This window comes from Mycobacterium stomatepiae (genome assembly GCF_010731715.1).
In the GTDB taxonomy this organism is placed as follows: domain Bacteria; phylum Actinomycetota; class Actinomycetes; order Mycobacteriales; family Mycobacteriaceae; genus Mycobacterium; species Mycobacterium stomatepiae.
The window spans coordinates 1,202,938-1,214,686 of the sequence record NZ_AP022587.1; the positions used below are offsets into that span (position 1 = coordinate 1,202,938).

General features: G+C 64.5%; 13 protein-coding genes. 9 read left to right on the forward strand and 4 right to left on the reverse strand.

Translation table 11 applies throughout. The features are described from left to right. Window position 1 precedes the first annotated feature (1 nt). The 4 genes from G6N54_RS30260 to rfbH are packed head-to-tail and all read right to left on the reverse strand — an operon-like array spanning window position 2 to window position 2,894. On the reverse strand, window positions 2-169 hold the full coding sequence (locus tag G6N54_RS30260; RefSeq protein ID WP_232073386.1) for a GtrA domain-containing protein: 168 nt from the start codon (window positions 167-169) through the stop codon (window positions 2-4). Window positions 170-208: 39 nt separating this feature from the next. Continuing rightward, window positions 209-511, reverse strand: coding sequence for a GtrA family protein (locus tag G6N54_RS30265; RefSeq protein ID WP_232073388.1), 303 nt, complete (start codon window positions 509-511; stop codon window positions 209-211). Continuing rightward, complete coding sequence (gene rfbG / locus G6N54_RS05665) at window positions 508-1,524, reverse strand: CDP-glucose 4,6-dehydratase (protein ID WP_163788929.1); 1,017 nt, start codon at window positions 1,522-1,524, stop codon at window positions 508-510. Before rfbG ends, G6N54_RS30265 begins: the two co-directional genes overlap by 4 nt. Before the next feature lie 2 nt (window positions 1,525-1,526). Continuing rightward, the gene (rfbH, locus tag G6N54_RS05670; protein ID WP_264078248.1) at window positions 1,527-2,894 is read right to left on the reverse strand and encodes a lipopolysaccharide biosynthesis protein RfbH; all 1,368 of its coding nucleotides are present in this window, start codon (window positions 2,892-2,894) and stop codon (window positions 1,527-1,529) included. A gap of 152 nt (window positions 2,895-3,046) precedes the next feature. On the opposite strand from rfbH, the gene rfbF reads away from it, so the two are divergent. From rfbF to G6N54_RS05710, 9 genes are all read left to right on the forward strand, one after another. Next, a complete protein-coding gene (gene rfbF / locus G6N54_RS05675; protein WP_163788930.1) occupies window positions 3,047-3,823 on the forward strand; it encodes a glucose-1-phosphate cytidylyltransferase in 777 nt (258 codons plus the stop codon). Further along, window positions 3,814-4,764, forward strand: coding sequence for a glycosyltransferase family 2 protein (locus tag G6N54_RS05680; protein WP_163794535.1), 951 nt, complete (start codon window positions 3,814-3,816; stop codon window positions 4,762-4,764). Before rfbF ends, G6N54_RS05680 begins: the two co-directional genes overlap by 10 nt. Then, window positions 4,761-6,356, forward strand: coding sequence for a thiamine pyrophosphate-binding protein (locus G6N54_RS05685; RefSeq protein ID WP_232073398.1), 1,596 nt, complete (start codon window positions 4,761-4,763; stop codon window positions 6,354-6,356). The genes G6N54_RS05680 and G6N54_RS05685 overlap by 4 nt, the downstream gene beginning before the upstream one ends. Continuing rightward, window positions 6,353-6,586, forward strand: a complete 234-nt coding sequence (locus G6N54_RS30270; protein WP_232073400.1) for a hypothetical protein — start codon at window positions 6,353-6,355, stop codon at window positions 6,584-6,586. The genes G6N54_RS05685 and G6N54_RS30270 overlap by 4 nt, the downstream gene beginning before the upstream one ends. 95 nt (window positions 6,587-6,681) lie before the next feature. Further along, on the forward strand, window positions 6,682-7,482 hold the full coding sequence (locus G6N54_RS05690) for an aldolase/citrate lyase family protein (RefSeq protein ID WP_163788931.1): 801 nt from the start codon (window positions 6,682-6,684) through the stop codon (window positions 7,480-7,482). Window positions 7,483-7,615: 133 nt separating this feature from the next. Continuing rightward, entirely contained in the window at window positions 7,616-8,281 is a 666-nt protein-coding gene (locus tag G6N54_RS05695; protein WP_163788932.1) for an SDR family NAD(P)-dependent oxidoreductase, read from the forward strand. After that, complete coding sequence (locus tag G6N54_RS05700; protein WP_163788933.1) at window positions 8,278-9,360, forward strand: 3-dehydroquinate synthase; 1,083 nt, start codon at window positions 8,278-8,280, stop codon at window positions 9,358-9,360. The genes G6N54_RS05695 and G6N54_RS05700 overlap by 4 nt, the downstream gene beginning before the upstream one ends. After that, a complete protein-coding gene (locus G6N54_RS05705; protein ID WP_232073402.1) occupies window positions 9,332-10,597 on the forward strand; it encodes an FGGY family carbohydrate kinase in 1,266 nt (421 codons plus the stop codon). The genes G6N54_RS05700 and G6N54_RS05705 overlap by 29 nt, the downstream gene beginning before the upstream one ends. A gap of 352 nt (window positions 10,598-10,949) precedes the next feature. Then, entirely contained in the window at window positions 10,950-11,732 is a 783-nt protein-coding gene (locus G6N54_RS05710; RefSeq protein WP_163788934.1) for a class I SAM-dependent methyltransferase, read from the forward strand. Window positions 11,733-11,749 lie beyond the last annotated feature (17 nt).

Genomic DNA, 11,749 nt, shown 5'->3' on the forward strand with positions numbered 1-11,749 from the left:
GCTAGGTGGTGCGGGTCGTCTCGTCCCGCGCATCCGCACTGTCGGTGTCGCCGCCGCTTCGCCGGAACGAGAAGTAGCGGTGGCCGAAGTAGCTCAGCAGTGTGGTCGACGCCAAGATGATCGCCTGTGCCGGAATGCGATTCAGACCGAGCTCGACCAACACGGGCAAGGCGACGACATTGATGCCCAGCGCGGTGAGGTAGACACTTCAGAAGCGCACCAGGTCGCGCAGCACGTGGCCGCGGACCCGAAACACGAAGCGTCGATGCATGACGAAGGCGAACAGCACGCCCAGCACGTGGGAAATCCCGACTGTCGCGAGCGCGCCAGCGACCTTGCCCAACCGATGGTCGACGAAGTGGCCGATGCTCTCCGAGACGGCGATGAAAAGGCCGAAACCGACGACCGTGTTGATGCCACCGACCAGCACGAACGCCACGCGCTGATCCCGCACCAGCCGGATCAGCGGTCCCGGAGGCGCCGATTCGGGTGGCAGGTCGAATTCGGTCACGCGAGGCTTTCGAAGCCGGCGATCTGCTCCTGCGTCGCCACCATCACGTCGGCACCCTGACGCACGCGGCGCTCCCAGTCGACCGTCCAGGCCAGAGCCTCGTGGAAACCCAGCCGGTTGCGCCAACCGAGCTCGCGGTGCGCCTTGCTGGCGTCCAGGGCCAGCAAGTTGGCCTCGTGCGGTTGCGCACCGTCCACGAGCACCCAATGCGCGCCACCGCCCCACATCTCCGCCGCCAGCGTGGCCACGCGCCCGACCTCGACGAAGCTGTCGCGACCCGGGCCGAAGTTCCACTCGCCCAGTCCGGAGCCAGCTAACAGGGCGTCGACGAGGGTGAGATAGCCGTTCAGGCAGTCGAGCACGTGTTGCCATGGCCGCACCGCGTGCGGGAAACGCAGCTTGGGTGCCTGGCCGCTCGCGTAAGCGGCCATCAGGTCCGGTAGCAGCCGATCCCGGCTGATGTCCCCGCCGCCGATGACGTTGCCCGCGCGCGCGATCGCGGTGGGGGTGCCCGGAAAGCTGCGAATCCAGGACTGGGCCAGCAGATCCGCCATCGCCTTCGACGCGCTGTACGGATCGTCGCCGCCGAGCGGATCGGTTTCGACGTAGCCGGCCTGCTGGCCGACGTTGCGGTAGACCTTGTCGGTGGTCACGACGACGTGCGCGCGCACCGATTCGGCGGCCGCGACGGCCTCGATCACGTTGAGCGTGCCGATCGCGTTGGTCTCGTAGGTGTACCGCGGGTCGCGATAGGACTCGCGGACCAGCGCCTGCGCCGCCATGTGCACCACGACGTCGGGAGCGGCGGCGGACACCGCAGCCTTGGTGGCTTCGGCGTCGCGGATGTCGACCCGGAAGTCACAGTCGAGGTGCTCGGCCAGCCCCAACCGTTTGAACAGGCTGCCCTCGTCGGGGTCGAGGGCCAGACCCGACACGCGGTGCCCACGGCCGAAAAGGAGCAGTGCGAGCCAAGCGCCCTTGAACCCGGTGTGCCCAGTGACCAGATAGTGCACGGCTATCGGGCAGCCTCGGCCATGTACTCGCGGATCGAATCCGCCACGAAGTCGAGCATCGGCGTCGTCAGCGCCGGGTAGGTGCCGACCCAGAAAGTCCGGTTCATCACGATGTCGGTGTTGGTCAGGTCCCCCACGATCCGGAAGTCGACATCGCGGTACGCGGGCTGTTTGACGAGGTTGCCGGCGAACAGTTGCCGGAACCCGATCTTGCGCTCGTCGAGGAACTGCATGAACTTCGTTCGGTCGACCGGGTGCTCGGGATCGAGCGTGATCGGGTAACCGAACCACGACGGGTCCGAGTTCGGCGTGGGCACCGGCAGGATGAGCCCCTCGACACCGGTCAGTCGCGAGGTCAGGTACTTGAAATTGTCCTTGCGCGCCTGGACGAACCCGTCGAGCTTGGCCATCTGGGACAGCCCCACCGCGGCCTGCATGTCGGTGGCCTTGAGGTTGTAACCGATGTGGCTGTAGATGTACTTGTGGTCGTAGCCCCTGGGCAGGTCACCGAGTTGCCACTCGAACCGTTTCTCGCAGGTGTTGTCGTTGCCCGGCGCGCAGTAGCAGTCCCGGCCCCAGTCGCGGAACGACTCCGCCTGCTTGCGCACCAGCGCCGACTTGACGAACACGGCGCCGCCCTCGCCGGTCGTAATGTGGTGTGCGGGATAGAAACTTACCGTCGCGGTGTCGCCGAAACTGCCGGTGCGTTTCCCGTCGTAGGTCGACCCGAGGGCATCGCAGGAGTCCTCGACCAGCCATAGGCCGTGCTTGTCGCACAACTCCTGGACGGTGTCGAGGTCGAACGGATTGCCCAGGGTGTGGGCCATCATGATGGCCCGTGTCTTGGGACTGACGGCCTCGCGGAGGCGATCGGGTATGGCGTCGTAGGTGCCCAGCTCGATGTCGACGACCACCGGACGCATTCCATTCTGGATGATCGGGTTGACGGTCGTGGGAAATCCCGACGCAACCGTCAGCACCTCGTCGCCGGGTTCCAGCGGACGCTTGCCGAACCGCTTCTTGTACTGGCCGAGCTTCGGGCTGGTCAGGGCGCTGAGCGCAACCAGGTTGGCGCTCGACCCGCTGTTGACGAAGATGGCTCCCCGGGCGCCGACGTAGCGGGCCAGGGCCCGCTCGAAGAGCGGATGGAACCGGCCCGCGGTCAGCCAGCCGTCCAGCGAAGCGTCGACCAGCGCGGCGAAGTCTTCCGGGTCCAGGACCTTGCCCGACACGGGGACCGGCGTGACGCCGGGGACGAACTCGGAAGTCGTGAGCTTGTGCTTCGCGTATTCGCGGACCGCGGACAGCATATCCTCGCGATACTCCTCAAGCCCGCCCCCCGTAAGCCCATCGGTATCGAGTCTTGAAATGAGATCTCCTCGTGCGTGTGTGGTCTGTACTGCGCCCGGCAGGCCTGGGAAACCCCGCCACCGCGTTTCGACATTGCTAGTGTGTCACCTGCGCGTCGCCGCGTCAGCAAAACCGGTCGGGGAACGATCGCCTTGAGATTGGACCAATCCTCATGAAAGCCGTGCTTCTCGCTGGTGGTCTGGGTACCCGCATGCGGGAGGAAACCGAGTTCCGGCCCAAGCCCATGGTGGAGGTCGGGGGACGGCCGGTGCTGTGGCACATCATGAAGATTCTTGGACATCACGGCATCTCGGAATTCGTCGTCTGCACGGGCTACAAGAGCGAGTACATCAAGGGCTACTTCTCGAACTATGGGGTGTCGAACCTCGACTTCACCATCACCCTCGGTGACCAGTCGAGCATCAAGTATCACGGTTCGCACGACGAATTCAATTGGCGGGTCACGGTCGCCGACACCGGCTTGAACACGATGACAGGCGGCCGCATCAAGCGCATCCAGAAGTATGTGGGCGAGGAAACCTTCCTCTGCACGTACGGCGACGGCATCGCCGATGTCGACATTCCCGCCCTGCTGGAGTTTCACAAGTCGCACGGCAAACTCGCCACGGTGACGGCCACTCAGCCGATGAGCCGGTTCGGGGTCATCGACCTGGAGCAGGACGGTGCGGTCGCCAAGTTCCGGGAGAAGCCCAAGACCGAAGACTGGATCAACATCGGCTACTTCGTCTTCGAGCCGGGGGTGCTCAACTACCTCGACGGTGACGAGACGGTGTTGGAGGACAAGCCGTTGCTACGTTTGGCCGAAGACCGCCAGATCGCCGCGTTCGGACACCGAGGGTTCTGGCAGCCGATGGATACCTTCCGGGAATCCCAGCTGCTGAACAACCTCTGGAACAGCGGGAACCCCCCGTGGAAAGTATGGGAGTAGGCGTGGGAGTGAAGAAGAAGATCGCCGTAATCGCCCCTGCCTACAACGAAAGTGAATGCGTCGAGGAGCTAGCTCGCCAGCTGGCGGCGGTCTTCGACTCCGAGCCGGGGTACGACTTCGAGGCCATCATCGTCGAAAACGGTTCCAGCGACGACACGATGGACAAGCTGCTCACCATCCACAAGGCGGACCCGCGATTCAAGATCGTGCAGCTGGCCCGCAACTTCCGGATGGATGGCGGCCTGACCGCCGGCCTCAATGTCGCCGACGCCGACGCCGTCGTGCTGATGACGGCCGACCTGCAGGACCCGCCCGAGTTCATCCCGCAAATGATCCGGGCATGGGAGCAGGGCTACGAAAACGTCTACGGGGTGGTCACCGAGCGTGGCGGCACCGGCCCGATTCGCAAGATGAACTCCCAACTGTTCTATTGGCTGGCGGGCAAGCTCACAGACGATCGAATTACCAGCAATGCCAGCGACTTTCGTTTGGTCGACCGTAAGGTGTACGAGGCCGTGCGTTCGATGGACGAACGCAACCGGTTCGTCCGGGGCCTGTTCTCGTGGGTGGGTTTCAAGTCGATCGGACTGCCGATGAAGCGGGCGCCCCGCTTCGCCGGTGAATCCAAGGCCTACACCCTCAAGGTGATGGACCTCGCCGGCAAGGGAATTCTCACCCACTCGTATGTACCGCTGCGGCTCATCACGATGACCGGGTTTTTCTTGAGCGCCATGGCGGCCGTCGCCGTGCTCATCCTCGCAGCGCGGTTCGTCTTCTACGGGGTGCCGTTCCCGGGATTCGGGTCGCTCATCTGCGTGATGCTGATCGGGTTCGGCGTGATCACACTGCTACTCGGGGTCGTCGGCGAGTACCTTGCGCTCATCTACGAAGAGGTCAAGCAGCGCCCCAACTTCGTTGTCAGCCAGAAAGTTGGCTTATGACCTCTCTGCCCCTGAAGTACTCGGATCAACTGACCGACTGGCTGGTCGACGCCGGGTACACGCACTGCTTCTTCGTCGCGGGTGGCAACAACATGCACCTGCTGAACTCGGTGCGGTCAAGGATGGTGTGCGTGCCGTTCGTGCACGAGGTCGCCGCCGCGATTGCGGTGGAATATTTCAACGCCGCCCGCGACGAAAACACCGGACGCGCACTCGCGTTGGTAACAGCCGGTCCCGGAATCACCAACGCCATCACCGGAATCGCGGGTGCGTGGCAAGAAAGTCGCGAACTGCTCATCATCGGCGGGCAGGTCAAAAGCAGCGACCTGAGCCGCGGCGCGCTGCGGCAGCGCGGCATCCAGGAGATCGACGGCGTGGAGCTGCTGCGCAGCGTCACCAAACGCGCGATCCGTATCGAGCAACCGGTCGAGCGCCATGTCATCCTCGACGCAGTACTGGACGGCCGCACACCCCGCCAAGGACCCGTCTTCCTGGAGATCTGCCTCGACGCACAGGGCGCACCCGGGCTGGCCGGCCAGGACGGCGTCGCGATTCCCGCATCCGCCGCCCTCCCCCAGGTGTCCGCGACGGACCTGGAACAAGTGGTGGACTGGACGCGCAAGTCGGAGCGTCCCGTCGTGCTGATCGGCGGCGGGGTCAGCCGCGCGGCCGTGCGAGCCCTGGGCCAGCGCGCCGCGGCCGCAGGCGTCCCGTTGATGACCACCTGGCACGGAGCCGACCGCGTTCCGGCCGAGCACCCGATGTACGCGGGCCGCCCGAACACCTGGGGACAGCGGTCAGCCAACATCCTCATTCAGCAGGCCGATCTGGTGATCGCCATCGGCAGCCGGCTGGGGCTGCAGCAGACGGGTTTCGCCTGGGAAGAGTTCGTCCCCGTCGGGCGGTTGATCCAGGTCGACATCGACGCCGCCGAACTCGAAAAGGGGCATCCGCGCGTCGACCTCGCACTACGCGGCGACGCCGACGCCTTCCTGGCCGCGTTTTACGGGGCCGACCTCGGCGACGCCGCGCGGTGGCAGCCGTGGCGGGAATTCATCGCCGCCGTGCGGGCCGAGCTGCCGCTGAACGATCCGGAGAACGTCACGGCCGCGGGATACGTGAAGCCGTATGAGTTCGCGATGCGGTTGGCCGAGGTCGCCCAGCCCGATGCGATCGTGGTGCCCTGCAGCAGTGGCGGCGCCTTCACCGTCGCCATGCAGGCCATGCAATTGCGAGCGGACCAGAAAATCGTCTCGAACAAGGCGCTCGCAAGCATGGGGTACGGGCTCTCCGGGGCCATCGGCGCGGCGCTGGCCAACCCCCGCCACCAGGTGTTCCTCACCGAGGGAGACGGCGGATTCGCGCAAAACCTCCAGGAACTCGGCACGCTGGCTGCGACAGCGGCCAATGTCAAAGTCTTCGTACTCAACAACAATGGGTATGCGTCGATTCGGATGACACAGCGCAACTACTTCCGGGGGGGGCATGGATCGGTTGCGACGCGCAGACTGGCCTGGGTCTGCCGAGCTGGGAGGAGCTGGCCCGGGCATACCGGATTCCGTTCGCCCGGCTCGACGCCGAGGCCGGTTTGAACGCTCCTTCCGTCGTTTCCCTGCTGGAAGCGGACGGTCCGGCGCTGATCGAAGTGCCCATCGACCCGGATCAGACCTACTACCCGAAAATAACTTCGGCGGTCCAGGCCGACGGCTCCATGAAGTCCAACCCGCTGCACCGGATGAGTCCCGACCTTCCTCCCGATGTGGAGAAGCGGGTGTCCGTACACCTCGGCGCCACAATGTCCCAAGCCGCAGGCGCGAATTGAGCGCGTCAGGTGTTTTGCCCAAAATCGCCCGTCGTGTCGGATGACGCGGAATCATTCTCTGCAGATTGATTGGGGCCCAAACAGGGGAAGGCGAGATGAACAAGACCGAACGGCAGATGGTCGAGATCCTGCGTGTTGGCAAGGAAAAGCACGGCGTCGTGAGTGTGAAGGCCGAGTTCGAGGCTGAAGGCACCCGAATCGATGAGTTGCTGCGCCTTGTCGACATCGCGCGCTCCGCGGGTTTGCCGCTCACGGTCAAGGTCGGTGGCTGCGAGGCGATGCGAGATCTTCTCGAAGCCAAGCAGATCGGGGTGCGCTACATCGTCGCACCGATGGTGGAGACCGCCTACGCCCTCTCGAAGTACATCGCCGCCAAGAACACCGTGTACGACGAGGACGAGGAGCTCGACACCGATTTCCTGTTCAACCTGGAAACGATCACGGGTTTCAACAACCTCGATGAGATGCTCGAACTGGCCCACAAGAACCGCGGTGTGCACGGCATCGTCTTCGGCCGGGTCGACTTCACCGGGTCGCTCGGGCAGACCCGCGAAACCATCAACAGCCCGGAGATCACCCGCTATGTGACGACCGCCGCCGAGAAGGCGAAGCAGGCCGGTCTCGATCTGGTGCTGGGCGGCGCGATATCCAGCGACACTCTCGACACGATCCGCGAAGTCGCGAAGGTGCACCTGACCCGTTTCGAGACCCGCAAGGTCGTGCTCGACGGCTCGGCCGGCACGCTCGACTCGATCGAAGACGGGCTGCTCAACGCCGTGCACTTCGAATTGCTCTGGCTGCTGAACAAGCGCGACTACTACGGCCACATCACCGACGGGGACCCTAAGCGCATCGAGATGCTGGACAAACGCTGGAAGGTGCTCAACCACCACTGAGCACCACGTCGGCACCGCCCCACATCTCCGCCGTCGCAGTGCCGCGGATAGCGTATGGGCACGTGCAACAAGAAGGGACGAGCGTGACCGGGTCCGGCCAGCGGCGCGTCCGCGATCGCGGGGTTGAACACACGTGAGTTCCACCGCCCTTGTCACCGGCGCCGCGCGCGGCATCGGCCGCAGCGTCGCCGAGACCTTGGAGTCGAAGGGAATTCGAGTGCTGCGGCCCAGCCGCCACGAACTCGATCTCGCGGAGCCCGAATCCGTCGCCGCCTATCTCGGCGAACTTGACGAGACCGTCGACATCCTCGTGCTCAACGCCGGCATCAACAATCCCGAACCCCTGCAAGAGATTTCGTCGGAGAATTGGTCGGCCACGCAGCAGGTGAACGTCAGCGCGAATCTGCAACTCCTGCAGGAACTGCTGCCAAGGATGGCCGCCGCCGGCTACGGCAGGGTGGTCGCGGTATCGAGCGTCTACGCACACCGGGCTCGTGCCGGACGGGTGGCCTACAGTTCGTCGAAGGCCGCGATCGAGGAAGTGGTGCGCTCGGTCGCCGTGGAGTACGGCCCCTTCGGTGTCATCGCCAACTGTGTTGCCCCGGGATTCGTCCTCACCGATCTGACGTACCAGAACAACGATGCGGAGCAGCTCGAAGCGCTGGCCGCGCGCGTCCCGCTCGGCCGTCTGGCCGAGCCGGTGGAGATTGCCCGCTTTATTTCTTGGCTGGTGTCGGCCGAGAACTCCTATATCACTGGACAGTCCATAACGATCGACGGAGGTTTTCTGTGCCTGTGACCCAGGATCGAATGATCATCAAGTCCGAACAGGGTGACTATCCGGTGGATTTCGTCGGTGACGTCGCGCAGGTGCCCGCGCTGGTCGATGCCGGCCCGGAGACGTTCGTCATCATCGACGAATTGCTGGTCGAGATCTACGGCGAAGCGCTAGGCGAGCTGCTGAAGTACCCGACCTATCGAGCGACGGCCGACGAAGAGACCAAAACCCTTGCCGGCGTGAGCATTTTCATCGACTGGCTGCTGGAGAACAAGGCAACGCGCTCGGCGCGCATCGGGGCGATCGGCGGTGGCGTCATCCAGGACGTCGCGACCTTCGCGGCGCACGTCTACTACCGCGGCGTGAGTTGGACCAACGTTCCGACCAACCTGCTCAGTCAGGCGGACAGTTGCATCGGGGCGAAATCCAGCATCAACGTGTTGCCGCTGAAGAATCAGCTCGGCGTCTTCCACTCACCCAGCCACGTGGTGATCTGCTCCGAGTTTCTGACCAGCCTGCCCCAGGTCGAGCTGGACTCGGGCTATGGCGAGATCTACAAGCTTGCGCTCACCAATGACGGCGCGTTCTTCGACGACCTCGTCGACGCCCTGCGCGATGGGGGCCACCGCAATCCGCGTCTGCTGGAGATGATCCGCAACTCCCTGGAGAGCAAGCGGCTGGTCATCGAGCAGGACGAACACGAGTCGGATCTGCGGCGCGTGCTGAACTACGGCCATAGCTTCGGCCATGCGCTGGAAGCGCTGACCCACAACGAAGTTCCGCACGGAATTGCCGTGATGTGGGGCATGGACCTGATTAACTTTCTCGGCGTGAAGTGGGGCCTGACCAACCCGCAAACGGCCGCACGGGTACGCGCCGCGCTGACCGCCAACACCGACTACACGATCCAGAACATCCCGTCGGCGCGAGAGCTGGTGGATACGCTCAAGCGCGACAAGAAGGTTCGCAAGGGCGTCATGCACTTCTCGGTCCTGCACGACGAGGGCGACCTGAGGATTGTGCCGAAAGAACTAGACGAGGCACTGGTAGCCGAGGTCTCGGAATACTTGGATGACGAGCCGCTCTTCGCTGCTCGTTGACGTCGGCGCGACCTACATCAAGGTCGCGGTGCTGCGCGACGACGAAAACATCGTCGCAGAAAACAAATTCGACTTTCCCCCGTTCTCATCGCTCGACGGACCGTATCGGACGGTCGACCCCACGGTAACGCTCGCCGCGGTCGAAGCGGCCATCGCGTCGGTCCTGCCCGGGGCCGACAACCCGGAGCGGATCCTGCTGAGCGGACAAATGCACGGCTGGACGCTGACCGACGAGCACAACGTGCCACAGCTGCCTTTGGCCACCTTCCAGGACAACCGCGCGCTCTCTCCCCGCAACGGCAGCTCCTACCTCGACGAACTGCGCAACGCACAACCGTCGGAGACCTGGCTCGCGGCCGGAAACGAGCTGCGCTCGGGTCTGCCGGTCGCGGGCATCTATGCGACCGACCTCACGGCCTTCGACGGCCCCCTTCGGGTGCACAGCCTGCTGTCGTGGGTGGCCGCGGCACTGACCGGCGCACCGGCCTTCGTGCAGCACCTCACCGATGCAGCTGCCTCCGGCATGTTCGACCTGAAAGCCGGATCCTGGTCCGAGCCGATCGCCGCCCTGGTCGGCGGCCGCACCCGACTGCGACTGCCGCGGGTCTCGTCGGCCCTGGAGGTGGTCGGCATCCACCCCGCTTCGGGCGCGGCCGTTTTCACTCCGGTGGGCGATCAACAGGCGGCGCTGCTCGGTGCCGGTCTGCGACACGGCGTTACCGCATTCAACATCTCCACCGGGGGTCAAGTTGCCCGGCTCGCCGACACCCACGCCGAAGACCGTTGCCAGACCCGCCATATTTCGACGGACTGCTGCTGCACACCAGGACGCACCTGCCGGCCGGACGCACACTCACGCACGGCGTTGAGTTGCTCTCACGCGGTGACGCCGACGACCGCGCATGGGAGTGGGCCGTGCGCGCCGCCGCCACGCCCACGAATCGTCCGCTCCCCCACGCGCACCCGACGTTCTACCACGCTAACGGCGGTGGGTGGTCACAGATCACGGATGCGCACACCGCCGAAGACCTGCTACGCGCGCTCGTTATCGCGGTCGCCGCGCCCTACGTCCACTCGGCACCGGAAGTCGGATACCTCCCGTCGGATGAATTGCTGTTCTGCGGTGGCGTGGCCCAGCGTTTCGCCCCGCTGCGCGCCGCTATCCAGTCGGGCCTGGGCGGGCCCGCGACGGTGGCACCCGACGGAGATATGGCGCTGCGCGGGCTCGCCGTGGTGACGCGATAGCCGCCGAGCAATCCGAATTTGCCGAGATGCCGGTTCGGCAAACATTCGTACCGCTTGGGCATCAAGCTGGGGCCCAGTTATCGCAGCGCAAGGCAACTGTCGCCAGGCGTCGCTCAAAATAGCTTGCGGGATAACCGATTACGAATGTGCCGCGGAGTGGAATAGAGTCGTGAAAAAGGGGTTCTAGGGGGTTTCAAAACGCCATGGGTCAAGCGTGTCCGATCTGCGGAGATCCGGGGGCCATTGAGGCATATGGGCGAATCGCACCCTTCATTCGCGAGCTCAGCAGCGATCCGCGAAGCGCACCCCATGACACTGCCCTCCGCCACTGCGACAACTGCGATTTGGCGTACTTCTCCCATCGCTTCGACGCCGACACTCTCGATGCGATGTATTCGGGGTATCGAGACGACCGCTACCTTTCGATCCGGCGAAGCTGGGAGCCCTGGTACTCGCGGAAGACGAATTCCGCAACAAAGCCCGGCTCCGACGCCGCCGCCGAGCGGACCGGCTTCATGACCGAAGTTGTTGCCGCCCATGCGGATATCGAAGACTTTCGCAATATCGTCGATTATGGAGGCGACGAGGGTCAGTTCTTCCGCACCGGCTATGCGGGTCGCAAGTACGTCATCGAAGTCTCGGGAAAGAACTTGGTCGAAGGCGTGAAGGCGGCGTCGACGCTCGATGAGCTACCCGACAGACCGCACCTGGTGATCGCGGCTCACCTCCTCGAACACCTCGTCGACCCCCTGGCTTTGGTCTCTGAGATCCGGGCCGCGGTAGCCGACGACGGGTTGTTCTACGTCGAGGTGCCCCTGGACCGGCCGAAGGTGCGCCCATGGCATTCCGGGCCGCAATACCGCCGTTTCCTGAAATGGGTTTCGGTCTCCCGTTTCAGCTGGGTCGCTGCGGATTTCGCCACCGGCGTCGCTCGCAACTTCGGCCGAACGGTGCCACGCTACGGGACCGTCAAGCAAAGCGAGCACATCAACTACTTCTCGACACGATCTTTGCGAACGTTGCTGACCCGTGGTGGTTTTCGGATAGTCGGCACCGCATCCGATCCGACCGCGAGTGTCGGGGGTTTGCGGATGGGCCGGCTGGGAGCCCTGGCGGTTCCGGCGTGATTTAGCCTGCCGGGTTG

Bases quoted from the DNA above. Each gene is read 5' to 3' on its own strand.
- G6N54_RS05705 (WP_232073402.1), top strand. From the start codon at position 9,332: ATGACGAGCCGCTCTTCGCTGCTCGTTGACGTCGGCGCGACCTACATC.
- G6N54_RS05680 (WP_163794535.1), top strand. From the start codon at position 3,814: ATGGGAGTAGGCGTGGGAGTGAAGAAGAAGATCGCCGTAATCGCCCCT.
- rfbF (WP_163788930.1), top strand. From the start codon at position 3,047: ATGAAAGCCGTGCTTCTCGCTGGTGGTCTGGGTACCCGCATGCGGGAG.
- G6N54_RS05685 (WP_232073398.1), top strand. From the start codon at position 4,761: ATGACCTCTCTGCCCCTGAAGTACTCGGATCAACTGACCGACTGGCTG.
- G6N54_RS05690 (WP_163788931.1), top strand. From the start codon at position 6,682: ATGAACAAGACCGAACGGCAGATGGTCGAGATCCTGCGTGTTGGCAAG.